Source organism: Acidithrix sp. C25 (genome assembly GCF_904848545.2).
In genome coordinates this window covers 899,185-922,809 of record NZ_CAJHCI020000006.1, presented here as the reverse complement: position 1 = coordinate 922,809, position 23,625 = coordinate 899,185, and the positions used below count along the sequence as shown (strand labels likewise).

The window sequence follows — 23,625 nt, the reverse complement described above, 5'->3', positions numbered from 1 at the left end:
AGTTGACGATCTAGTCATCTATCTGGCTAGCTAGAGGGTTTTCTAGATCGTCAACTAACTGTAATGCAGGTTTCTGAGCTATTAGAAAAGTTCCTATAGGTAGCCTCATCTCATTACAACGGGACCTACAGAGACTTTCTAATTGGCTTTTGAAGGCCCACAAAAATTGCTTCAAACGTTGATCTGTCTATTGGGCGCTGGGGCTAGCGCCGGTAAGGCCAGTAATCGTACCTAGGAGCGACTCTGCATTGAACTGCGAAGTAGGGGCATCACGCACGACTGAACCAAGGCGAAGAACGACGATCCTATCGGTTACTTCGAGAACATGGGGAAGGGTGTGTGAGATAAAGACGACACCTAATCCGCGTTCCCTAGCAGCTTTTATGACACTTAGAACTTCGCCGGCTTGGCGAGCCCCTAAGTGGTTAGTTGGTTCATCTAAAAGGATCACCTTTCGTGCCCAAGCCACTGCTCGACCAATCGCTACAGCTTGGCGTTGTCCGCCTGAGAGCTGAGAAACATTTCGCTTTGAAGCCGGAATCGAGATTCCGACCTTTTCTAGGTCTTCGCGTGCCTCACTTTCCATCTCTTTTTGAGCCAAGAAGCCCATCTTGCCCAAGATCCCCGGCCGTAGTTTCTCTCGCCCTAAAAAGACGTTGGAGCCAATCGAGAGATCAGGTGCTAAGCCAGAGTCCTGATACAAGGTCTCAACGCCAGCTTCCATAGCGTCATGGGGAGATCGCCAGGAGTGGCTCACCCCATCCACTAAGAGTTCGCCTGAGTCGGGCTGATAGACACCGGAGAGGATCTTTACAAGAGTCGACTTTCCTGCACCGTTGTCACCAACCAGTCCGACAACTTCACCTGCGTAGATAGAGAGGCTTACGCCGCTAAGCGCCTCAACGCTTCCGTAGCTTTTTTTGATGTTACGAGCCTCATAGAGTGGTATTCGGTTTTCCATTATGGCTTTCTCCTGCTCTTGGGCTTGATGGCTTGAAAACCTGCAGCTACTGCAATTAAAATTGCAACAGCGACTTGGTTCCAGTTGGGCGCCACGTTCATGATGATCAAACCACTTGTAACGGTGGTAAGTATCAGGCCACCTAAAACAGTACCTGAAAGTCTTGCGGAACCACCAGACAGGCTTGCTCCTCCAATAACCACAGCTGCTATTGCACTTAATTCAGCACCGGAACCAGATGTTGGTGCACCTGATCCAAGGCGTAGATAAAAGAACATTCCTGTGAGACCAGCTAAAACCCCAGAGAGCATATAGACCTTGGTCAGATGTCTTTTGACGTTTATACCAGCTGCTCGCGAGGCAAACTCATTGGAGCCGATAGAAAAGGTATATCTACCAAAGCGCGATGTGTGAAGAAATAGGCCAGCTATGACAGTGATTGCAATCACGATCAACACCGGATATGAAAATGGCCCAATCACCGAGACTGTGGTTTGAATTGCTTGTGAATCGTTTCCTATTGGTGCGCCACCAGTAAGTACGATAGATAGACCACCAGCCGCTCCAAGTGTTACTAGAGTTGCGACAAATGGAACCAGTCCCGCATAGTTCATCAAAATCGCATTTACAAGGCCAACGATAGCTCCGACGGCGATGCAAACAACTAAACCAATCAAGAGAGTGAACATCTCATTTTTCAATCCTGCATCTCGCATCACAAATGCTGCAATAACACCGGCAAAGCCTGCAGTTGCTCCGACCGAGAGGTCAATCCCACCTGTGGCAATTACGTAGGTCTCTCCTACTGCCATCAAGACAAGCGAGGAGAAGTCAGCAAGGATATTGCCAAATTCGCCATTGGATAAAAAGACTGAATTTCTGGTCGTAAAAAACGCCACCAGGATGACGAAGGCGATCAGGAGCAAAAATTGCTGATTGCCCAAGATTCGCGCGATTAGAGTAGGCGTCGTTTCTAGCGACTTTGTCGCTGTGGATGGCGCCTCTTCAACTTTGGATGCCACATCTACCTCTTCCGCTATGGAAATAATACGCTACAAAAGATCTGCCGATCTTTTGTAGCTGCCTTTAATCCGCCACGGAGAAGAGTTTCTCCGTGGCGGATTAAGACGTTTCGACTAAGCCGTTGCGTAAGTGTACTTGGCTAGCTGAGCGGCTGGGGTACTAGGCGTTAGGACGACGTTAGGCAGAATGATTTGCTTTGGAATGCCAGTTGCCTTTTTGCCCTGTCGTAAATACTTGACAGCATTGGCTACTGACATAGCACCTTCTTCGGTTGGGTTCTGTGCAATTAGGGCAGAGAAGACTCCGGTTTGAAGGAGAGCTACGTTGTTTGAGTAAGCGTCATATCCAACTAGGGCGACTTTACCAACGAGGCCGTGTGCCTGTAGTGCTGATGAGGCACCAGTTGCATTGGTTCCGTCAATGGCAAAGATACCGGCTAGGTGTGGGTACTGGGTCAACCAGTTATTTACGTTGGTATTTGCAGTTGCAGCTACCGACTCCGAATACGCAGTGGAGACGATTTGTATACCTGGATATTTAGCAGCGATCTCAGCTTTGAAGCCAGCCAGTCGAGCGGTGTTGGTTGTAGCGGTAGGCGAGCTAAGGCCCACAACAACTTGGTAGGTCTTGCCTGCTGTGTAGTGCATAGCCTTGGCCATTGCATCAGCTGCGGCTTGTCCACCTTGGGTGTTGTCTCCCGTGATGAATGAGACGACTTTGGCCATGTTGGCTACGTGAGTATCAACATTGAAGACTGGAATTCCTTCACTGACAGCTTGATTTACAGCTGGCTGAAGCGCATTAGGATCTGTAGGTGCAATGATTAGGGCACTTGGATGCAGAGCTAGAAGTTGATCGACGATCGGAATCTGTGTCGCTGGTGAATAGAGCGATGGGTCACCTTGCCAAATCAGCTTTACCCCAAGCTTCTTGGCCTCTGCTTCAGCGCCGATATTCATAGAGATAAAGAATGGATCGGCCTCGGCGCCCATGTTGAAGGCGATCGTAATTCCACTCGATGAGCTTGACGTAGCAGACGTGGCTGCTGTCGTTGCCGTCGAAGACGATGACGTGCTACCGCAAGCGGCTGCAAGTGTAGCCATTGAAAGCCCGAGGATAATCTTGGTCTTTAGGCCCCGGCGACCAAATAGGGATGTGCGGCCCTTAATTTTCTTCAATTGGTTTCCCCCATCAGTTTGCGTCCGAAATGAACGCTGTGTTTACTAAATACAAAACCGTACTAGAACCAAATCTAAAAGTCAAGTCATGCAAAAATATTCAAAGAATTTCACAACTATTCAAAGAAGTAGGGTCACAACTCATTGGAAATAACCTCTGAAATGGATTAATCACCACAAACTGCACTCCAATTCGTCATCTTCGAGGTGGCTTAGCCTTAGGTCCAAGAAATGACTAAATTTGTCGATCCAATAAGCCTCAAACCGAATATTTCCTCTTAACAGCACTGGCTATTGATTACTTAGATTCATCAACAAACCATATATGAGCGGGTCTTTTCGTTGTCTACTCTTTGCTGGAACAGCGTTGATGAAGAAATGAGAGGCGATCGACCAAAGTAGATCTTAAGGCATTATTACCGATTGTAGAGATATTTGGGAAGATATTTTTAAATTTGCCGAGATTGAAAAATCGCTCCATTGATCTAAAAACAAAGGTAATATTGCAATAAACAAAAGCTAAACCAACTACAAGGCTCTATGGCAGACATGCACAAGACTTCAAAACCAGAAAATCATTTAGATGATGTGATGAACAAATCATCGGTTCATCTACGACTGAATGATTCGAAGATCTGCATTGGACTATCGATGGATCTGGCATCGATGGATCTGGTGACGGAGGCCATTGATGGCTTCGTTCCATTCAATACTGCGTGTTTCTTAGAAGTCTTGGTCGAACCATTTTCTGGCTTAGTCTCTGACTTTCGGGCTGCGCAAGATGTTTATGAGGATCTCGGTTTTCGTAGTTCAAAAGATCATAACCCCGAATACTGCTTTAGCACCGGACATAGGGGCAACCCAAGTCATGGCTTTTTCGATTTGAGTAAGCTTTCACAATCAAGCAGCCCTCTCTATAAACAAGAAACCCAAAGAAGAGAAATCAAAAGAAAAGAAGCCCGATCTAGCCAACTACGACTTTCGGATAATGTTGACCTTTGTCATCAAGATATTCTTAGCAGGAGGGCACTTAAATCCAAAGGGGCTAAAGAGATTACTAGGGTTGACTCCACTCACGAAGACCCGTCGAGTGTTTGTCTCACAGGTTGTTCTTCAGTAGGCGCGCTATTGGATATTGTTAATTTTGCGACTTCTCGTTTGTCCGGCAGTATTTTAGCCAGTTATCTTTTTGCTAATAGTTCATTGAGCATGTCTTGTTTCACTGGTGTTCATTCCACGGGTACGTATTTAGGGCCTAAGCTATCAAAATTTATAGATAGGCAGAGGACCCCTAAGAACTTTTATACTTCAAGGATTTCAGAGAACTTCAATTCTTCATCGCATATTAATCGCTGCGGGATCGCCAGTGTTACAGATGAAACAATAAGTATCTTGACAGATATAGCGGTGAATAGTACAAATTCAATTCTTCATCGAATTTTCGCCCTAGATTCGCCATCTCCATCGAATAGTGACCGATTTTCTTTTGATTATCTAAGTATGAATCATCTCGGCCTTAACCAATTCAAAGCGGCTAAATTCGAGTCGGCTCATACCAAGGTGGCTAAAGGTGACCTTGTTCAAGCTGGGGTCACACAAGATATGCCCCTTCGGTTTGACTGGGGCTGGATTAGACTAGGCAAACCTAAGACATTCCAGCCTTACCCAGCCCAGCCTAACTCAGCCTCAGTTGTGCCAGACCAGCTTCGTTCGGTTCATCTCTTTTCGGCTCAACTCCAATCATTCGAATTTTATTCAGGTCAACTCCATCAAACGCAAAGGCAATCGGGTCCAGTCGAATTGGGTCCAGTCGAATTGGGTCCAGTCGAATTGGGTCCAGTCGAATCAGATAGAAATGAATTAAACCAAAACGATATATATCTTGGCGAGTCAGTGCGATTGGATTTGGATCAATTGGATTGGACCGAAATGGCCACCAAGATAGACACCAAAACAGGTAAAGACCTGTCGATGCTTCATCAATTGAAGCTAGGTCACTTTTGTCTTCCTGGGCCAAAGTGGAAATGGTGGGCCCCAAATTTACGCCAAATAAAACCTTGGTGGCTGGTTTGTACGATTCTAGATCAATTCCGATTTGCTACTTTGAAGTTAACTCAGCTACAGGCTAACCAACAAGAGTTGGCCAATTCCAATTTAGGCCGACAACATTTCATCCAAACTAACATTAGCCAGCTAGGCCAGACCAATCCCAAGTCGGCTCCACTCGGGCGGATTCGAATGGTTCAGCATAAGTCGGATCTTCCACTTGAGCGTTTTGACCTAGAAAGCGTAGTTTTTATGCAAATCGGTGACTTTGATTTAGATCGCAATCGATTTGATTGCATGAACAATATGGTTTCTAGTTCGGCAATGATTAGAGATATTTCGCTCCGGGCGATGATCTCTCTCGATATAGATGCAAGCAATAGACCTAAAGATGATCAGATGACCCAACTTGTTGGCGTTAGGCGAAAGTAGCACGACTTTGATAGTTACCCTGACTCCCAACCCAAGCCTGGATCGAACTCTCGAGGTACCGTCATTGATAAATGGTGATGTCATACGGGCCTCATCTACCCGAATAGATGCCGGTGGAAAAGGCATAAATGTCTCTCGAGCCCTACGTGGCTTTGGTATTGCAAGCGAAGCTATTTTCCCCGTTGGCGGCCTAGAGGGAAACCAGATTATCCGACTCTTAGAAGATGAGCTCGTTGTCGTTAGATCGGTCTCAATTGCGTCTTCAATTCGTATGAATATCTCAATCGTTGAGCCAGGTGGATTGGTAACCAAGATAAATGAACCCGGACCGTGTCTAAGCGACGATGAAGAGGCGGCTTTGATTACTATGACTAAAATCCATGGTGGCGGTGCTCGATGGGTTGTTGGATCAGGCACTCTTCCCAAGGGAATGAGAAAAGATTTCTATAGTCGGCTAATGAATGAACTTAGTGATTGTGGCTGCAAAGTGGCGATCGATACAAGCGGAGATGCCCTAAATACAGTGATTCCATATGGGCCAACTATTGTAAAGCCAAATCGCGAAGAGCTAGAGGGATTTTGCGGGCAAGAAATTGTGACCCTAGGTGACGCTATAGACGCTGCCAAGTCGCTTTTGGCGGCAGGCGCCAAGTCGGCTCTGGTAAGTTTAGGCTCTCATGGTGCATTTTATATAAACGAACGGCAACTCATCTACGGCGAAGTTCGTCCAAGTGCAATACGATCCTCGGTGGGTGCCGGCGACTGTCTTCTGGCGGGCTTTTTATCCGCCTATGAGCCTGGTCAACAAGCTCTGGCAGAGGCTTTAGCCTGGGCGGGTGCCTCTGTTTCTCTACCAGGCAGTGTCATGCCGAACCGTGCGGTGGTGGACCGCTCTAGCGTGGTAATGCACAATGAAATCGATAGAACAAAGTTAATTAAGGAAGGGAGCTCCAAATGACCCCGATCATAAGCACTGTGACAGTAGATCTCAATATGACTACTACCGACAAAGTAGAGACCATAAAGCACCTGATCGGCTTGCTCGATAGTGACTCCCGACTTGTGGATCCTAAGAAACTACTCGATGATGTACTGATTCGTGAAGGTCAGATGCAGACCGGCCTAGAGGGTGGTATTGGAATTCCTCATGCACGATCGGGTGGGGTAGTCACTCCAAGCCTTGCCTTTGGTCGTTCTGTATTAGGTGTCGACTTTGGCGCTAGCGACGGAAAGGCCGATCTGGTCTTTTTGATAGCCATTCCCGAGGGCTCTGAGGCCAGTCATATGAAGTTACTAGCGGCTCTAGCTCGCAGGTTGATCCATGATTCATTTAAGAGCGCCCTTCGAGAGGCTAAAAACGCCCAAGAGGTCGTTGAACTGATCGAGGTTGAAGTCGTCGCAAAGACAAAGTAGATTACTCCTCTGCCTTATTATGTCCAATGGCCCTTATCCATACTCATCTCGCTAGCACAATGGAATTGCATTGAAGATCGTCGCAGTTACATCATGTCCAACAGGAATCGCCCATACGTACATGGCAGCCGAAGCGCTTGAGAATGCCGCAAATGAGGCTGGCTATGAGATTCACGTCGAGACTCAGGGGGCAGCTGGTATAGATGCTGTCGAGACCAGTGATATAACAAGTGCTGATGTAGTCATCTTTGCAGCTGATGTTCAAGTGCGCGAAAGGGAGCGTTTTGTTGGGGCCGTCATCCTAGAAGTAGGCGTAAAGCGTGCCATCAATGAAGCTCATGTTGTAATTGAAGAGGCTATCGCACTTGCCCAGTCTCAGCAGAAGTCACCCAACAAAGATGAGGAACCTGTCGATCAGTTGCAAGGTGATGGTTTGGTTCGATCAGATGAGGCGAAACCTGACTCCGAGAACTCCTTCCTTAGTTCCCTTCGTCAATGGCTAATGACGGGCCTAAGTTATGCAATTCCACTAATTGCTTGTGGGGGAGTTTTGACAACGATCTCATATTCCATGGCTGGCACCTCGATTGCATCTCGAATTGGCAGTTCCTACGGCGGTGCGAACTCGCTATTTGGAAATATCAATGTGATCTATGGCCACTTTGGGGTTGCCGGGGTTCTTTATTCAATCGGTGCCTTTGCCTTTGTTTTGACGATTCCGATCTTAAGTGGGTATATATCCTTTGCAATAGCGGATCGCCCGGGCTTAGTGCCAGGTTTGGTTGGAGGGTTGATTGCTGGAGCCATGGGCGGAGGTTACATCGGTGGCATTGTGGTTGGGGTTGGCAGTGGACTCTTGGTCCAACAGCTACTTAGGATAAAAGTACCTTCAATCCTCAAACCGATTCTTCCAACCACGCTACTTCCCGTAATTTCAACCCTTGTGGTTGGAGGTCTCTTATTTGTTTTTCTTGGTACCGTATTGAGAGATGTTACCAATGCGATCTTGAAATTTGTAAATGGGCTAAATTCACCCGAAGGTCTGGTTCTTGGTTTGGCCTTGGGATCAATGATGGCCTTTGACTCTGGAGGTCCAATAAATAAAGTCGCCTATACGATAGGTGTGGCACTCTTGCTGTCTGGTAATTTGAAGGTCATGGCTGCGATCATTGTTGCAGGTGTGGTTCCCCCGGTTGGTCTGGCTTTAGCAGTAAAGGTGCGTCCTAAGCTTTTTACACCACCTGAGCTAAAGGTGTCATCAAGTGCATTAACCAAAGGGTTAGCCCTGGTAACAGAACAAGCTATTCCATTTGCCATGGCGGATCCAAAAAATGCTCGATGGTCAGCAGTTGCCGGGTCGGCAATTGCAGCATCTTTGTCGATGTATTTTGGTTCAACCGCTCCGGTTCCACATGGGGGAGTGCTGGTCGTTTGGCTTATGGGTCGGCCTGGACCGTGGATAGCTGCTCTCGCAATTGGGATCCTGATCACCTTCACATCTGCCATAGTGACCAAAAGTCGATCTGTCGGATCAAGCATTATGTCACCAAAGACGAATTTACTTCAGGATAGACCTTAAAAGTTTGGGGCCCTAGGTGTCAAGGGAGTTGGCATCTATTCGAATAGAATATCAACTATACGGGACGAGAACTTGAGGAACACGATCTATAACTCATCTTGGACCAAGGCTTATCTTGAACCAAGTCACCGCGGTGCGACAATAGGTGCGACGGATGACATCGCAATGGCCCCTGACTCCTATTACAAGATGTAGGTCCTCAGCGTGATCTGTATTACCAAGATTGACTAACCCTGTGGAAAATAGCTAGGAAAACAATCTTGGCATGGGCAGAACACTTTGCGTTCTGCCCATGCCAGGGACCTTCGACTTCTAATGACCTTCGACCACGAGGATCTCTAGCTGATATCAAGACAGCAAGTAGCTATGTAAGCTCATCTTGATAGCGCTACGATTTTCTATTTACCACGGCGGACACTGACGAAATGTCAGTGTCAAGGTTGCTACAAGATCCCCATTGACCTTGCCGCCAACTTGCAGTTCTCAATGGCCAGTAACATGCTCCATAGACGATCTTTCCAGTTTCATGATCTGTTACGGGCTCTAAATAACTTGGGTTATGTACTTATGGTGTTTACGATAGGCAATCTCATCTACCCCTATTATTGAGAGCTTCTCTAGTCGCTTTGGATCGATCTCTTTGGCTACTACTCTCTCACAGATCGTACCAACTGTTTTCTGAGCAATCCGGGTGAGCTTCGTAACTGTTGTTTTATCCATCTTTGCGGTTGAGCCGGCAACTAGATGTTCAAAGTCTCTCGTGAAGCGAGATTTGCGATACCGGTCACCCAAATGGCACTGACTCAGTGATTACTCCATGATTGGGGCATTTCGGTCTCCGTAGGGCACAAGAGATCCAAGTACGACGTATTCCCATGTCAAGATGTCTCCAGCGAGAGTTGATAAGTTCTGATGTCGTAGCGGTATTTGGTTTTGAATTTACGGCTTATTCAACAACACGGTGGACATGCGAGTTTGGATCGTGCAAGTTTGGAAACGCTCGACCATAATGGCCCCAGCACGTTTGAGTTAGTGGCCCCACTCACCACATACGTACCAGAAATAAAATTTGTGCATTTGTGGGTTCATCAAGTACTCGCATCTAACTATTTCATTGGACTACACGTAAACTACCAGCACATGCATCAGCGGACTTTATTGGCTGCCAACTAATCGACTTGCTAGCTCCAAGGCGTCAACTGGCCAGAAGCACTCTGGTCGTGGGCGATGGACGCCAGGATTTCCGACTTTAGGGCGACAGTTCAAGACAGAGTCGACCCATTGGGATGGTATCGCGTCGATACCGTAGACAGCGCCCAATAGCGCTCCACAAATTGCCGCATTGGTATCTGTGTCTCCCCCTTGCATAACTGTATCGGCGACGCCTTCAGCAAAGCTTGGGGCATTGAGTAGCTGCCATAGGGCATTGCCAAACATACTTATCAAGTTTCGTAAGTTTCGCCTCCACCGAGACCAGATTGGAGCTAATCTTTAGTAGAACAGATGTTCGATAAAGGAGGCATGGTGGATATCTCAGGCTTTATGGTACGCTTCGCTTCAGAGGAAGCATGTGAAGATCATTTGATCAAATTGCTTATGCTATGAGGGATTTAGATGCCCAAAGTGTGACTCTGACCAGTTTACCTTAATCAGGCCAAACCATCGAAGAAATGCAGCATCTCGAGCTCCACTTTTTCAATGTAAATCTTGTCACCGTCAAACTAGCGTTACCTCCGGAACCATCTTCCATCGAAGCCATATCTCTTTATCCAAGTGGTTCTCCGCTATCTATCTATTGTCCAACGACAAGCGTGGTCTTTCGGCTACTACCATTGCTAAATTCGTTCAAGTATCTTATTCGACTGGCTGGTTGATGCTAAATAAGCTACGAAAAGCAATGGCTGACCGAAATGGTTTATATAAACTTGGAGGAAACGTCCAGGTAGATGAGTTCTTTTTAGGTGGTGAGAGCCATGGCGAAGGCAGAAGAGGAAAGGGAACAAAACAAACCAATGTCCTAATTGGAGTGTCGATTAGCAATGGTGCTCCTACTCATTGCTTCATGGAAGTAATCAAAGATACCACTGCTAAATCACCCAAAGATGTTTTTGTGAGACGTTTAGATTCCGATACCAAGCTGATAAGTGATGGTAACCCAAGTTACGGGGTATGTGCTCGAGACCTTGGACTAGCGCATTCGATCACTCTATCCAAAGACGAACAAGCACATGTAACATTCAAATGGCTCAACATCCTGATAGGGAACTGCAAGAAATTTATCGACGGAACATACCACGGACGTGAGGAACATAAGCAACTTTACCTCGAGGAATTCGCATACCGATTCAACCGAAGGCACTTTGAAATGTCCTTGGTAGAGCGACTTCTCAATACATGTGTGTTTGCGTCTCCACATCCGCTACTCCGCGAATCTGATTCCAAAATGGCTCTTGCTTACGAAACTTGATAAGTATGTTGCCAAATACAATCAACGCCTATCCCTGTTGATTGAAATAGTTAGATGATTGTGAATCGATAGCTCCATGGATTACATCCATGAGCGATTGGTCAACTCGCAGTTCTTGTGCCCACTGCTTGATCTTGCGAAAGAGTGTCTCGCCGTCGCATCCAGTTGAAATAGCATGAGCAATCGCCATTGTGAAAAGCGAGTTGGCTTGAAGGCATACCTGATTGGGATGAGTTAGAGCGGCGTCTTGCTCGGCCCATTCGCCGACCATATCCAATGGTTGACCGGCAGCGAAAATACCCAAAGGGCTGATCCGCATCATGGCTCCGTTGGCCTGGCTGGCTGAGTTCGGATACCCTCGAAGACCAGAGGAAGTTGTCATACCGCAGTCAAAAGGATCGGAGTCTAACCAGAATTTATAGGCATTAAATGCAGCATTAGAATCATAGGTGCCACGCTCTAGCAACATCCGTGCCAAAAGAAGTGCCATCTCTGAATCATCGGTTGGCTGACCGGCAATGGTGTTCCATGTGCCTCCATCAGACAATTCTCGTAAGCCATCAGGGTAGCGGCGTCTGATCTCTTCTGGGGACTGGAATTCAACCAGACTGCCTAGAGCATCCCTGGGGAGAAATCACGGCACCTTTTATGTAGATACAATGTATCATTATGATTGATGTAAGTGAAGCAACCAGAAAGCATTCGGAAAGGGGATTGTGATGCGCTCAGTCATAAAGAAGTGGGGCAATAGTGCATCGGTTCGGATTCCATCCTCGATCATGGAAGCTGCTCATCTAAAAATAGACGATTTAATAGAGATACGTGAAGAAGCTGGACGTATAGTCATTGATCCAATTCATAATGATGAGTACGATTTATCTCAGTTGCTTAGCGCTATTGAACCCGATAACATACACGGAGAATTTGACTTTGGAATTCCCTCCGGCAGGGAGCTTTTGTAACTTTGCAACGCTATGTTCCAGAGGCAGGAGACATTGTATGGATCGAGTTCAATCCACAAGCTGGGCATGAACAGTCTGGACATCGTCCGGCGGTGGTATTGAGCCCATCTACTTACAATAGCAAGGTCGGATTGATGCTTTGCTGTCCGCTAACTACCCAAATCAAAGGTTACCCGTTTGAAGTTGTGATTACCGGCCACCCTGAAAGTGTGGCTCTGGCAGATCAGATCAAGAGTCTTGATTGGGTTGTTAGGAACGCCAAACACAAGGGGAAAGTTACACGGGATGAACTCGCTGCTATACGGGCAAAAGCAGCTGCGCTTTTGGGTAAATGACCCTAGGAACTAGGTTCTCAAAACCTATCTGCCAATAGCGTTGCCACCCAAACTGAGTCATATCGTCAAGAGGGCGAAGATGGAATGGGCGTGAGGACGTATTCAGGGAATCTGAAAAAATCAACGTAGTAGCTCACCACTACTACTTGCAGCCATGAGCATTGAAGATAAGAAAGGGATGAAACTAACAACGACGCAAAGGTGGAACGTAATCGAAAGTAAGACGACCTCTTATGCGGATAAGGCTAAGGACAATCTCGGGTTCTCCTAACCATCATGTGTCACGAAGTGAACCTTCTCACGGCACGCGACACGGTTCTCCCTAATTTAAAGGGGAATAATTGGCATGGATAAAGTACTATCAAAAGGGACAAAGCCTCGTGAAAGGTTTGTCCCATAACTTCAAAAGTGACTCAGTAAACCGTTTAGCGATCTCAGAACCAATCCATTAAGAGATGGCAAATGTGCTAGTCGTCGTCGAAGCGACGCTTACAATCCTAAGCGTACAAAGCCTCGAAGTCAAAATGAGCTTCGGGTATGAATAATCTGCGATCGCATCGAATAGAGTGCGTCGTCTTCACAACTAGATGTGAGAAAGCTCGCGGCCGGTGAGAAACGGAGATTCCTTAGCTTTCGCACCTTTGGGGTGGACTAGACCGGCGAGAACTGGGGTGTTTTCATAGTTGAGTCCTGCGAGGCATAAGGTTCCGATCAACAAGCTCAGCTCATTGTTGTCGATTATTAGGGCTTTCCTATTGTCGCAGGTCGTCGAGGAAAAAGTGCTTCGAAAATCTGACAACCGCTTGCGAGAGGCTAAAAGATCAACTACTAACCACCCCATATACGTTTGAAGGATCTAATGCTCCCTCTCTGCCAGCGATGATCCTCAGCGACACCGCGCTTTCAACAGATCCCCTGTGAGTAATAAGGATCTTTGCCTCAAGGTCGTCGCCTTGTTAAATTGGCATAGGCTTTCGTTCTGTAACCGCCGCAACCAGGCGAAATAGACGATATCTCGATACGTCCAGAAGTCGCACCATTCGTGGTTATTCGAAGTTAGCGCAATTACACTTCTACCAAGGTAAATTGCCGTCGCTTGTTTGCTCTGCTGTAAAAGTACGCGTTTGGCTTACCCTTAGAACTCATTATTCTCACTCGAGTATCTACGATGCTCGCGGCTAAGCCTTATGAGTTCTCGTCACCCATCTCCCATCACAGTTAGTGATCCGTCGCTGACGATCGATGCAGCCTCTAATCTCCTAAATTGATCTTTTACTTGAGCTTTTTAGAAACTCTCACAGAAATAGATATCTCATTTCCTACCTCTGGCGCGTTCCTACCGGAATCTACAATTCGATGCGCACCTTCGTATCTTGAACGCAAGAGTTAATATACGCCTTGTTCTCGAAAAATTGACAACCATTCTGCTAATAATCTATGTTGACTTAACAGGTACCCACGAAATCTGGGGACCCTCACCCTGGGTTGAAATGAAACGAGATTACTGCTTACATTACTGCACCGTCAATAATTTTATTACCGTTGCCACCGGCAAATAGAGGGTGCGAGGACGATGCAACAATGGCGTGAAGCCAAATCCAATATAGAAATTTGCAGCTTGGTCATCAATCGCGTCAGCAAATATGGCATGGGCCCCAATAGGAGCTGTGGCGACTGTTTTAATTGCGTCAAACAACAATGCTTCCCCGAGCCCTTGTCCGGCGAAATTTCTATCGCGAGCAAGCCAGCCTATTAACGCTGCCGGGATGGTTGGGTAACGTGGCAGTTTCCGCTTCACCTGGTCGCTCACTTCGGTCAACGGCACGTTACTGGAAGACAAGGTATAGAACCCTACTACCTGATCAGTCTTGATATCTCGCGCGACGAAGCAAGTGGCATAGTTGCGCTTTACGTCTTGTGAGACAGATTTGTGGAAATAGCTATCGATCCGGTCGTTGCCGCATACAAACGTTTCCCGCTTATGTGTTTTTGTGAGCGACTCGATGACGTAACGACTACTCACCTCCGTTCGATCATCTCGGAATGGCGTTTGGCAGCGCGAACCAAACGTTCGTTCGGTGCAATTGGGTTGATTAGGGCTTCGGCGAACACGGTCTGATCCTCACGGGCCAATCGCATGATGTCAGCGTCCTCGACGATACGGCGGGCATCTTCACCTGCGGTGGCGATGAGATAACTGGTCAAAGTCATACCGCGCAACCGTGCAGCACGTTGCATCAGGTCGTAGATCTGGACCGGGATTCGCGCTTCCAATCGGGCAGTTTCGACATCGGTTTTGGATTTATTCATTTTTACCTCCTCATATGATCTATCATACGGCATAATGCCGTATTCCGCAAAAGGTTATTTTTTGTTGTGTCTCACAAACACCGTCAATTGGATAGAGTGAGGTTGCCCAAAGTTGTGGACGATTGCTACGCAAAAGATCGACTGAATGGGAAAACGCTACGCGTTTACACACAATCGGTTGATCTTCGCCCACAAAGGCTCAACAACCAGCTACTGTTAAATGGTCAAAAAGCTAGACGGATTTGCCTTAGGGTCGCTAACGTATAAAAACAAAGCGATCCTAAGACCACATTCAATTTGGACGATTGAACAGGGACCCTCCAGAGGACTTCGTTCACGTTAGATAGAAGTAGGGATGCCAGCACTTGCGGTTGCCTTTCATTGAAATCCCAAGAGGCACGCAACCAAGAGTTTCGAAGAGCCGCGTCACCCTCAATTTTATAAAGATTGGCCACCCATCATGAGCTCAAGGGGCGATTTACAAATAAGTTCAAACAAATTGGTTTCAATCAAGGTGAAAGTGCACTTAAAGGGGCAGACACGGTACCATCGTCTGCAGTGAGGATCGGACCGGTTCCAGTGACGACAAGTCGAAACGCTGGATCGCCCATCGTCTTAGTGTCGATCTGGTCGATAGCGCTGCGTAACGACTTGACTCCATTCAGAATCTGTCCCCCACCGAGCTTTACCTCGATTGCTCCCCAGCGTCCATCCGCAAGTACGGCTACCGCATCTATCTCCTTGCCGTTAGAGTCTCGGTAGTGGCGGACTTCGCCACCCATTGCAGAAACGAATACCATAAGGTCGTGGATTACTGCGCTCTCGAAAAGCATGCCGAGTGTCTCAAGATCATTTCGCAAATGTACAGGTCCTGCACCGAGCGCCGCAGCAGCAAGCGAAGCATCGACCAAGTGAAGCTTCGGCGAGACTCGCAATCGAGCCCTGGACCGCAGCTTTGGCGCCCAGGGCTGTTGGGATTCAACGATGAATAGACGCTGCAACAGTTCGACATAACTGCTAATCGTCTCTACGTCGATGTTTGGTGCGACAACTCGTACGTCATTAGCAAGAGTTGTATAGTTCAGCTCGGTAGCGACGGACCTTGAGATTGCCACAATTAATTGCCTAATGACGTCGGGCTTATGGCGGACGTCAGCCAGCCGCCTAATATCCGTACGGGCGACGTCGTCGATGTAAGCCCTGAGGCGATCTGCAGATTGTTCCGGACTTAGGGCTGTCATCGCGGGAAATCCGGGACGCAGGATATGGTCGACGACATGGTCGAGTTCAATGCCCGTACTTGCATACGCGGACGGTCGAATACCTTCAAAAAGTCCGGCGATGCTCACCTGACCTCTAGCCCCATCCAGCTTCTCTGAACAGGTCATTGTCCGTTGTCGAAGTCGAATAAACCTACCAGCTCCGGTGTGGCGGGTTAAATCGTCGGCAGTTAGGGCAGACCCTGTAAGGATGAACTGTCCAGGTTCAATGGTCGAATCAACACTACGTCGTACTAAATTCCAAAGTTCTGGGGCGACCTGCCATTCATCAAGCAGTCGCGGAGCGAGCCCCTCGAGAACCGAGCGCGGCGCGATCTCCAAGATTCGCTGTATGTCAGTATCGTCAATGAACGCGTATGAATTTGATGCATTCATGGCGGTCATAGTTTTTCCGCTGGCCCTCGCACCCTCAATAATCACAGCGCCGGCCGCTCCGAGCGCGCGAAGCAACGCCACGTCTATCACTCGTTGCCGGTATTCTCGCCCTAGAGTTTTAACGGTATCCACTGTCACTATCATAACCCTATGCCGATAATTATGGCAACCCTATGCCGATCAATGCGGAGACCTATCGACGAATTCTGCGGATTTCCGAACTTCTCGTGATACGCAAACACCGTTGAATATCGCACTTGAAGGCCAAACTTTTGGCTCGCAGCCCTGAGATCTATTCGGTTTCATAGCTCAAACTCTCAATTCCGTAGACTCCTCGGTTGAAGTGAACTCGAAAAGATAGGCCGAATTCGCACGTGAGTTGTGAGTGGAGCATGAACTATATAGAGCGCGCATTCATTGGCAAATCGACAAAACGATAAGAGGGTATTTGGGAACAGCCCACGCCTGGCTACATGCTACCCAAGGGGACACGTCGGATTATTCGCGAGTGGCGAACTTACACTTCTCGGCGTCAGCCTCCCGTCGGACAATTCATTCAAGCAAATTAGAGAGGGCGATAAAGTCGAGGGGAATTTTTAAGCGGATAGTAAGCAGTTCGAATTTGTCAACTCGGCGCAATTCAAGTTTGGAAACTTCACAACCCCTCTCTGCCAATAATGTTGTTACCTAACTTGACTTTTGTTTGGAAGAGGGCGATGATGGAGCGCGTATGACAAGGTGCCCTAGGAACCAAAGCAGAGAGTCCTAGTAGCTGGAATTACTCACCAAACGCGACACGAAGCTCTGCTCAACTATGCAGCTTCCAACAATCCCTTGCCGCTGCGATGGAGTTAGAGGAGCGATGACCCAGGTACGCGAAATTTAAGTCCTTGTGAATTTACAGCTCTGGGATCAACCGAACAGCTGAGAGATTCCACGAGGATCTTTAAGGCGCAGTAAATTCAACGTTACTAGCCACTTTCGGGAAAAATCCGTAAGGGAAACAAACCTGTAAAATCAGCCGTATCGACTCACGTAGCGAGCGGATCACCACAAGTAACTGTGAACTTAGCCGTAAACCACTCACGATTCAATCGATAAATTCGAATGGTTTTAAAGGTCGAATGACGCAATTGACTTTCGAAAAACGTGTAGAGGTTTGGTTGGGATGCTATCATCCACAACGTTTGATATTGCAAACTCAGTTGATTACGAACAAAGACGGAGTGCAGGTGAATCTGGAAGGTGCTGTAAATAGTGTTAATTTGACAGACCTTAGGATTTTTGCTGGAGCTTGGGGCATGCAAACCTAACTCCCTTCGGCATTTGAATGCCAAGACAGTCGATTTGTATAAAACAGTCCTAGAAGCGGCCTGGGAAGATAGCGTCAATGCAAGTGAATTCCGGTTACTCGAGAGGCTTCGCCTAAAGCTAGGAATAGCTCGACGCGATCATCGAGTCATAGAGCTTCAGCTCGGTAAGTTTCCATCGGAAAGTGGCGCATTGCATACCGCGAAAGAGGTCAATGAAGCGATTGGCCATCTGGAAAGAATGGGTCTCGTGCTGAGAGCACGATTGAAAGATGAACACATTTATTGCGTGCCAGACGAACTTGCAATACCGCTTCGCCAACTCCTAAAGATTGAATTGCAAACCCCAGCGTACTTAAATCTTCTCAAGAATGTCCAAGTCAGCACCATGAAAGCTGCGCTCGAAGCAAGCAACCAATTATTTACCGGAACGCGGGAGTTTTTGGCATCACGACTGATTGACAGTTACACATCTCCAAAAGCTGTATTGAAGTTGGTGGAGGATGATCAACTTCGGGCGTGGGCGCGGAAGCTTTCACTACCAAATTCTGATTCGAGCAAAGATGCCCTAATAAGACGTATCGTCAAGTTTTACGATACGTCGACCACTAAGGCGATCGGGCAAGGTGTTTCGAGGCACGAGCAATTGGTGGGGTTCTACGTAGAACTTGCTTCTCGTGATTACAACAAACTTCGGGCAGCTGGAGTTATCGAAAAAGATATACAAGGCGAACGATTCTTCGAAGATGCAACAACGTATTTGGTTAGGGAGTATCTTTTTCTTGAAACCGAGAAATTCGAGGGAAGTAACCATGCTGACGGCAGAGCGTTATACCCCGACAAACGTCATGTCCTCCTCTGGGACTGCAAGTCAAGCGTGAGTGAATACTCTCTTACCGAAAAGTCGAGCCGTCAATTTTTAGCTTATTGCACTCGAACTCCAGCGCCTCAGATTCCATGTCCGATGATGATAATAGCGCCCTCCTTTTCAAAAGAATCGGTCGCAGAAGCCCAGCGCCTTAAGACCCAATGTCCGGTTGGAACTGAAATTGCGCTAATCGAAGCGAGCACATTTCTGTGGCTTTGCCGTCAGTGGCACCAGCAACATGCAAGCACTGATAAGAAACCGCTTCCATGGAAAGTTCTTGCCACAAGCGGGAAACTGTCTGAAGAGAATTTGAAACTGCGTCTGAAAAGTTTTACCTGATTTACTTTGGGAAATCGCATTACTACCCATGAATAAGCATCTTTAAGATATTTTGGATTTCAAGGGGTGATAATAGACCAACCTCCGTATCGCTCATTAGCCGACTACGAAATCAAGGCAGCTCTAGAGCAATAACCAGCAAAAGTCGGCCCGCCCGGTAAAGCACCTTGTCGGTCATTACCGTTCGCCACGCATTCCGGCGTCCGATAGTGCCTCCTTCCTTGGTCGACCTAGACGGTTGTCACCCTCACCTTTTTACTCCGTCGAAGTCAAGCCCCATTATCTCTGTGACCTTGCCTACTTCCTATCCGGGTCTTTCCATACGGGGCGACGCAACCCTCACCAACCAGCGTGTTGTCACAGCGCGGCCGTGATATTGCCCACAGTACGCGCTTGGAAGCAATCCAACCAGATGACTTGTGGCATATCTATGCTATATTGGTGGCATGAGTAGGGTGAGGGTGAGTACCACGGTGGACGAAGATCTTTTGCGCAGTGCCCGCGAGCTGCTCGTCGGGTCGACGGACGCTGCGCTGCTGGACGAGGCGTTGGGGGCGTTGGTGGCTTCTTATCGTCGTGCGGAGATAGATGCAAGTTACGGTGCTTACGATGACGTTCCGCTGGATGTGCCTGATGAGTGGGGTGATCTGGCATCGTTTCGTGACGCAGCTGGGCGGTCGTGACCCAGCTTCCAGCACGGGGCGAGGTGTGGTGGTGCGAACTGTCGGACGTCGGTCGCCGTCCTGTGGTGGTTCTGTCTCGCGACATGGCTATTCCTCGGCTTCGCCGGGCGGTAATCGCCCCGTGTACGACGAACATACGGGGGTTGTCGAGCGAGGTGGTGCTCAATCCGGAAGACGACCCAGTCCCGCGTCCGTCCGCGGTTAACTTGGACTCAGTTGAGAGCGTCTCAGTCAGCGTGCTCGTCGAGCGTTTAGGCCGACTTAGCGACGCACGGATGCGCGAGGTCTGCTCCGCGCTTGGGGTGGCTGTGGGCTGCGGGTAGTCGGTGTGAACTTACGCGACCTTATCGATATATATGGGGAAGTTTATCGAGGGGGCTTGAGGGGATTGCAGTGCTTTGACCTCATTATTCTTCGCTAAATCCCTATTCAGGAGGCCAGGATTGGTACTTTCGCACCGTGGACATCGGCGGTTCGAGTCCGCTCACCTCCACCTAACTATCCGTATGATAACCCTGCACTTTATCGATGCCGCTCAAATCGCCTATCGGGTTGTTCCTGAGGGCGATTTTTTATATGTCGAGAGAGATGTGGACCCTTGGTGGAATGGAGCTACTCACCAAACGCGAAACGGAACCCCGCTTATCTATGCAGCTTTCAACATTGCTGACTTCTCAAACCCATCCGGTGAAATGCCACCAATACTTGAATGTCTCCTATTGCGGTTGTACCATTAGATCCAGTCAAAGATCTCAATTCTCGCCTCCTCTCTGGTGTCGAAAACGCCTCGATAGACACTCCGTTTCTTCAATGATGTCAATAGTGTGGAAACGCTTGACTGAACTGGTCTTAGTGCGTTTGAGGGAGTGATTCAACTCCTCATATGATTACAACGAATCAAGTTTTTGCATTTGTGGCATCATCAAGTGCTCGCATCTAACTATTGCATTGGACTACACGTAAACAACCAGCACATGAATCAGCGAACTTTATTGGTTGCCAACTAATCGACTTGCTAGCTCCAAGGCATCAATTGGCCAGAAACACTCTGGTCGCGGGCGATGGACGCCTGGATTTCCAGCCTTAGGGTGGCAGTTCAAGACGGAGTCGACCCATTGGGATGGTATCGCGTCGATACCGTAGACAGCACCCAATAGCGCTCCACAAATTGCCGCATTTGTATCTGTATCTCCACCTTGCATAACCGTATCGACAACGCCTGTTTCAAAACTCGGAGCATTTAGCAATTGCCACAGTGCATTGCGAAATGCAATCAAAACCCAACCTTGTTGATGGACGTAGTCAGATGGTGGTCCTTCGGTAGCTCCTTGGATTACATCCATGAGTAAAGGATCGACTACTTGTGCGTAAGACCACTGCTTGATCTTGCGATAGAGTGTCTCGCCGTCGCATCCAGTTGAAATAGCATGAGCAATAGCCATTGTGAAAAGCGAGTTAGCTTGAAGGCATACTGGATTGGGATGAGTTAGAGCGGCGTCTTGCATAGCCCATTCGCCGACCATATCCAATGATTGAACCTTCTCACGATACGCGACACGACTCTCCCTAAATCAAAGGAGAATGGTAGTCATGGGAGAATTGCATCCAAAAGAGGCAACGCCTCGTAGAAAGTTTGACTCAGATTTCAAAAGTGACGCAGTCAAACTTGTAGAGATTGGAAATCGATCCATTAAGCAGGTGGTAGAAGAGTTGGGTATCTCGGAGGCAACTCTTAATAATTGGGTCTACAACGATCGGAGAGCAAAGAAGGCTTCCGGTGAGACTACACCGGATTTCATTGAAGATAATCTTCGTCTCCGCAAGGAGATAAGAACAGGCTCGTAAATGGAAAAGAAATAGAGACTCTCTGTTTTCGGCCTTCTGGATAAAGGACACAGACGGGAACTGATTTACCAGTTCATAGATATCCGTAAAGGCCGATTTTCCAATCAATGTGCTCTGTAGGGTCTTAGCTGTATCGCGTTTATGCCTATTACCGCTGGTCGGTGAGGAGGAAGTACCTCGAAGAGCTAAATAGCGCTCGTGAGAATCTCAAAGAGAGGCTCCTTGAAGCCTTCTTAGCTAACCGTAGGATCTATGGCGCACCAAGATTGACTCATGAGCTCAGAGATAGCGGTATTAACGTCTCAAAAGCGACCGTACGTAAGTCGCCTGATGGCAGAGTTATCCATTAGTGGGGCTTGCGGAAGAGCTAAGACGATCACGACTCGACCAGATAGACACGCCAGGAAGAGTTCTGATCTAGTTGAGAGAAACTTCTCCGTCGATGAAACAGACAAGCTATGGGTGAGTGACCTGACCTACATCGGCACAAGAGAAGGCTGGTTGTATTTGGTGTGCATCATGGACGCGATTCAAGTAAGGATCCTTGGGTATTCGATGAGTGATTCAATGGACCTCCAGATGTTCATCGATTGCCTCGATAAAGCACGATCTACCAGGGGAAAGGTATTGATGTCAGATACCATTTTTCGCATCGACCATGGATCTCAATACACAAGTAATGAGTTCAGAGAGATGCTACGACTCTCTCAGTTCTTATAAGTCGATGGGGAACGTTGGGGATTCACCGTTAACCGGCTAATCGTGAGGCTCCATTCCCGCGAATCAATTTGCCTCGATTAGCAGGTTAACACGGCATTATCCGGGCGCGAATCGAAATATTCGACTGGATCCAATGGTACAACCGGAAGAGGAGACATTCAAGTATTGGTGATATTTCGCCAATTGATTTTGAAAAGTCAGCTATGGTGAAAGCTGCATAGATAAGCAGAGTTCCGTTTCGCGTTTGGTGAGTAATTCCAAAGATTCTCTTCAATGAGGTCCGGTGTAGTCTCACCGGAAGCCTTCTTTGCTCTCCGATCGTTGTAGACCCAATTATTAAGAGTTGCCTCCGAGATACCCAACTCTTCTACCACCTGCTTAATGGATCGATTTCCAATCTCTACAAGTTTGACTGCGTCACTTTTGAAATCCGAGTCAAACTTTCTACGAGGCGTTGCCTCTTTTGGATGCAATTCTCCCATGACTACCATTCTCCTTTGATTTAGGGAGAGTCGTGTCGCGTATCGTGAGAAGGTTCACATCGCTATCAATTTCGATAGAGTAACTTGTAAAAAGGGATCGGTGAGCACCTCTCTACTCCGCCGTTTCAATCTCCGTCAAGTTTACTGAATGATCATGAAGGGCATTGATCGAGATCTGCTTATCCTCAATTAGCGAGCGAATCCATCTCTCGGATTCGGTTACATGGATCGTGGATGCTGCGGAAGCCAAGGTAGGGTTCCGGTCAGCCAGCGCATCTACGATCCTTCGATGCTGTTCCAGTGTAAACGACTGTACGCCACCGATATAAATTCCCCTCCAGATACGTGCCCGGATTGCTTTATTTGACAGCCCTCGCATCAGGGCACACAAAGTCATATTTCCAGTAACCGCCATAATTTGTTCATGAAATTCGTAGTCGAGAACGATGAGATCTTCCACATTGCTTGCTTCGTACATAAGATCAAGGCTTCGACGCAGCTGCTCAACTTGCTCATCGTTTATCTTTAACGCCGCATGCGCGGTTGCAACTGGTTCAAAAAGGCGTCTTACTTCAAATATTTCGAGCAGAGTATCGCTCTTGGCCAAATCGACAACAAGTCCAAATCCACTCATCAAAACTTCTGGCCCCAGGTCTGAAACGTAGGTTCCGCTTCCCTTGCGTACTTCAAGAACCTTCAAGTGGACTAAGGCGCTAGTGGCCTCCCTCAACGAACTCCTAGAAAGGCCAAACTTAGCCGCTAGTTCAGTCTCCGAAGGAAGACGCTGACCTGACGCAAACTCACCGTTTGCTATCAAATCCATAATTCTTTCGATCGTCTGTACAGATCCGCTCATTTAGATGTCTCTCCGAAGGGCTTTTGGCATTCACTTTGCAGCGAAATATCGACACTCGGATCGATGCGATAGTCTCGGGCAACCTCGCTGAAAGCCGTCACCTTCGAACGTTAATTATACTTTCATCGACTTGGCTAATACCATCACCAAAGATGCGAAAG

24 protein-coding genes and 2 pseudogenes are annotated in these 23,625 nt (G+C 47.8%); 14 read left to right on the top strand and 12 right to left on the bottom strand.

Annotation, left to right across the window (positions count from 1 at the left end):
• Nucleotides 1-187 precede the first annotated feature (187 nt).
• The 3 genes from ACIDITHRIX25_RS73130 to ACIDITHRIX25_RS73120 form a co-directional block, all read right to left on the bottom strand.
• Nucleotides 188-961, bottom strand: a complete 774-nt coding sequence (locus ACIDITHRIX25_RS73130) for an ATP-binding cassette domain-containing protein (RefSeq protein ID WP_201732609.1) — start codon at nt 959-961, stop codon at nt 188-190.
• Nucleotides 961-1,983 carry an ABC transporter permease gene (locus tag ACIDITHRIX25_RS73125; RefSeq protein ID WP_201732608.1) on the bottom strand — a complete coding sequence of 341 codons (1,023 nt, stop codon included), beginning with the start codon at nt 1,981-1,983 and terminating at the stop codon, nt 961-963. The genes ACIDITHRIX25_RS73130 and ACIDITHRIX25_RS73125 overlap by 1 nt, the downstream gene beginning before the upstream one ends.
• Nucleotides 1,984-2,097: 114 nt before the next feature.
• Nucleotides 2,098-3,162, bottom strand: coding sequence for a substrate-binding domain-containing protein (locus ACIDITHRIX25_RS73120; protein WP_201732607.1), 1,065 nt, complete (start codon nt 3,160-3,162; stop codon nt 2,098-2,100).
• Nucleotides 3,163-4,569: 1,407 nt separating this feature from the next.
• Here ACIDITHRIX25_RS73120 and ACIDITHRIX25_RS73115 point away from each other — a divergent pair.
• The 4 genes from ACIDITHRIX25_RS73115 (at nt 4,570) to ACIDITHRIX25_RS73100 (ending at nt 8,632) form a co-directional block, all read left to right on the top strand.
• Complete coding sequence (locus ACIDITHRIX25_RS73115) at nt 4,570-5,640, top strand: hypothetical protein (protein WP_201732606.1); 1,071 nt, start codon at nt 4,570-4,572, stop codon at nt 5,638-5,640.
• A gap of 7 nt (nt 5,641-5,647) precedes the next feature.
• Nucleotides 5,648-6,598, top strand: coding sequence for a 1-phosphofructokinase family hexose kinase (locus ACIDITHRIX25_RS73110; protein WP_201732605.1), 951 nt, complete (start codon nt 5,648-5,650; stop codon nt 6,596-6,598).
• Entirely contained in the window at nt 6,595-7,053 is a 459-nt protein-coding gene (locus ACIDITHRIX25_RS73105; RefSeq protein WP_201732604.1) for a PTS sugar transporter subunit IIA, read from the top strand. Before ACIDITHRIX25_RS73110 ends, ACIDITHRIX25_RS73105 begins: the two co-directional genes overlap by 4 nt.
• Nucleotides 7,054-7,123: 70 nt before the next feature.
• Complete coding sequence (locus tag ACIDITHRIX25_RS73100; RefSeq protein WP_213333404.1) at nt 7,124-8,632, top strand: PTS fructose transporter subunit IIC; 1,509 nt, start codon at nt 7,124-7,126, stop codon at nt 8,630-8,632.
• Between the two features lie 543 nt (nt 8,633-9,175).
• On the opposite strand, the gene ACIDITHRIX25_RS73095 is transcribed toward ACIDITHRIX25_RS73100, so the two are convergent.
• Both ACIDITHRIX25_RS73095 and ACIDITHRIX25_RS73090 read right to left on the bottom strand, forming a co-directional pair.
• Nucleotides 9,176-9,424, bottom strand: a complete 249-nt coding sequence (locus tag ACIDITHRIX25_RS73095; RefSeq protein WP_052605479.1) for a helix-turn-helix domain-containing protein — start codon at nt 9,422-9,424, stop codon at nt 9,176-9,178.
• A 363-nt stretch (nt 9,425-9,787) separates the two neighbouring features.
• Nucleotides 9,788-10,069, bottom strand: coding sequence for an ADP-ribosylglycohydrolase family protein (locus ACIDITHRIX25_RS73090; RefSeq protein WP_249685703.1), 282 nt, complete (start codon nt 10,067-10,069; stop codon nt 9,788-9,790).
• A gap of 87 nt (nt 10,070-10,156) precedes the next feature.
• On the opposite strand from ACIDITHRIX25_RS73090, the pseudogene ACIDITHRIX25_RS73085 reads away from it, so the two are divergent.
• A pseudogene (locus tag ACIDITHRIX25_RS73085) lies at nt 10,157-11,099 on the top strand (IS1595-like element ISAxf1 family transposase).
• Nucleotides 11,100-11,127: 28 nt separating this feature from the next.
• Here ACIDITHRIX25_RS73085 and ACIDITHRIX25_RS73080 read toward each other — a convergent pair.
• Nucleotides 11,128-11,709 (bottom strand): annotated as a pseudogene (locus ACIDITHRIX25_RS73080) (ADP-ribosylglycohydrolase family protein); the annotation flags it as partial.
• Between the two features lie 109 nt (nt 11,710-11,818).
• On the opposite strand from ACIDITHRIX25_RS73080, the gene ACIDITHRIX25_RS73075 reads away from it, so the two are divergent.
• Both ACIDITHRIX25_RS73075 and mazF read left to right on the top strand, forming a co-directional pair.
• Nucleotides 11,819-12,061 carry an AbrB/MazE/SpoVT family DNA-binding domain-containing protein gene (locus ACIDITHRIX25_RS73075; protein WP_201732602.1) on the top strand — a complete coding sequence of 81 codons (243 nt, stop codon included), beginning with the start codon at nt 11,819-11,821 and terminating at the stop codon, nt 12,059-12,061.
• 2 nt (nt 12,062-12,063) lie between these two features.
• A complete protein-coding gene (gene mazF / locus ACIDITHRIX25_RS73070; RefSeq protein WP_201732601.1) occupies nt 12,064-12,396 on the top strand; it encodes an endoribonuclease MazF in 333 nt (110 codons plus the stop codon).
• Between the two features lie 1,513 nt (nt 12,397-13,909).
• On the opposite strand, the gene ACIDITHRIX25_RS73065 is transcribed toward mazF, so the two are convergent.
• From ACIDITHRIX25_RS73065 to ACIDITHRIX25_RS73055, 3 genes are all read right to left on the bottom strand, one after another.
• Nucleotides 13,910-14,419, bottom strand: coding sequence for a GNAT family N-acetyltransferase (locus tag ACIDITHRIX25_RS73065; RefSeq protein ID WP_201732600.1), 510 nt, complete (start codon nt 14,417-14,419; stop codon nt 13,910-13,912).
• The gene (locus ACIDITHRIX25_RS73060) at nt 14,416-14,706 is read right to left on the bottom strand and encodes a type II toxin-antitoxin system TacA family antitoxin (RefSeq protein ID WP_201732599.1); all 291 of its coding nucleotides are present in this window, start codon (nt 14,704-14,706) and stop codon (nt 14,416-14,418) included. The genes ACIDITHRIX25_RS73065 and ACIDITHRIX25_RS73060 overlap by 4 nt, the downstream gene beginning before the upstream one ends.
• A gap of 509 nt (nt 14,707-15,215) precedes the next feature.
• Nucleotides 15,216-16,499 carry an ATP-binding protein gene (locus tag ACIDITHRIX25_RS73055; RefSeq protein ID WP_213333402.1) on the bottom strand — a complete coding sequence of 428 codons (1,284 nt, stop codon included), beginning with the start codon at nt 16,497-16,499 and terminating at the stop codon, nt 15,216-15,218.
• Nucleotides 16,500-17,708: 1,209 nt separating this feature from the next.
• Between ACIDITHRIX25_RS73055 and ACIDITHRIX25_RS73050 the strand changes: the two genes are divergently transcribed.
• The 3 genes from ACIDITHRIX25_RS73050 (at nt 17,709) to ACIDITHRIX25_RS73040 (ending at nt 19,884) form a co-directional block, all read left to right on the top strand.
• The gene (locus ACIDITHRIX25_RS73050) at nt 17,709-18,878 is read left to right on the top strand and encodes a hypothetical protein (RefSeq protein ID WP_213333401.1); all 1,170 of its coding nucleotides are present in this window, start codon (nt 17,709-17,711) and stop codon (nt 18,876-18,878) included.
• A 461-nt stretch (nt 18,879-19,339) separates the two neighbouring features.
• Complete coding sequence (locus tag ACIDITHRIX25_RS73045) at nt 19,340-19,561, top strand: antitoxin MazE5 (protein ID WP_283770397.1); 222 nt, start codon at nt 19,340-19,342, stop codon at nt 19,559-19,561.
• Nucleotides 19,558-19,884 (top strand): type II toxin-antitoxin system PemK/MazF family toxin, encoded by a 327-nt coding sequence (locus ACIDITHRIX25_RS73040; protein WP_201732595.1) that lies wholly within the window; start codon nt 19,558-19,560, stop codon nt 19,882-19,884. Before ACIDITHRIX25_RS73045 ends, ACIDITHRIX25_RS73040 begins: the two co-directional genes overlap by 4 nt.
• A 666-nt stretch (nt 19,885-20,550) precedes the next feature.
• Here ACIDITHRIX25_RS73040 and ACIDITHRIX25_RS73035 read toward each other — a convergent pair.
• Nucleotides 20,551-21,084, bottom strand: a complete 534-nt coding sequence (locus tag ACIDITHRIX25_RS73035; protein ID WP_249685697.1) for an ADP-ribosylglycohydrolase family protein — start codon at nt 21,082-21,084, stop codon at nt 20,551-20,553.
• A 67-nt stretch (nt 21,085-21,151) separates the two neighbouring features.
• Between ACIDITHRIX25_RS73035 and ACIDITHRIX25_RS73030 the strand changes: the two genes are divergently transcribed.
• From ACIDITHRIX25_RS73030 to ACIDITHRIX25_RS000000104195, 4 genes are all read left to right on the top strand, one after another.
• Nucleotides 21,152-21,406, top strand: a complete 255-nt coding sequence (locus tag ACIDITHRIX25_RS73030) for a transposase (RefSeq protein ID WP_201732593.1) — start codon at nt 21,152-21,154, stop codon at nt 21,404-21,406.
• Nucleotides 21,407-21,567: 161 nt separating this feature from the next.
• Nucleotides 21,568-21,756, top strand: coding sequence for an IS3 family transposase (locus tag ACIDITHRIX25_RS000000104200; protein WP_201732592.1), 189 nt, complete (start codon nt 21,568-21,570; stop codon nt 21,754-21,756).
• Nucleotides 21,680-22,126 (top strand): DDE-type integrase/transposase/recombinase, encoded by a 447-nt coding sequence (locus ACIDITHRIX25_RS73025; RefSeq protein WP_249685642.1) that lies wholly within the window; start codon nt 21,680-21,682, stop codon nt 22,124-22,126. The genes ACIDITHRIX25_RS000000104200 and ACIDITHRIX25_RS73025 overlap by 77 nt, the downstream gene beginning before the upstream one ends.
• 95 nt (nt 22,127-22,221) lie before the next feature.
• Nucleotides 22,222-22,347, top strand: a complete 126-nt coding sequence (locus ACIDITHRIX25_RS000000104195) for an integrase core domain-containing protein (RefSeq protein ID WP_201732952.1) — start codon at nt 22,222-22,224, stop codon at nt 22,345-22,347.
• On the opposite strand, the gene ACIDITHRIX25_RS73020 is transcribed toward ACIDITHRIX25_RS000000104195, so the two are convergent.
• Nucleotides 22,324-22,608, bottom strand: coding sequence for a transposase (locus ACIDITHRIX25_RS73020; protein ID WP_201732590.1), 285 nt, complete (start codon nt 22,606-22,608; stop codon nt 22,324-22,326). The genes ACIDITHRIX25_RS000000104195 and ACIDITHRIX25_RS73020 overlap by 24 nt on opposite strands.
• Before the next feature lie 112 nt (nt 22,609-22,720).
• On the bottom strand, nt 22,721-23,464 hold the full coding sequence (locus ACIDITHRIX25_RS73015) for a FadR/GntR family transcriptional regulator (RefSeq protein WP_201732589.1): 744 nt from the start codon (nt 23,462-23,464) through the stop codon (nt 22,721-22,723).
• Nucleotides 23,465-23,625 lie beyond the last annotated feature (161 nt).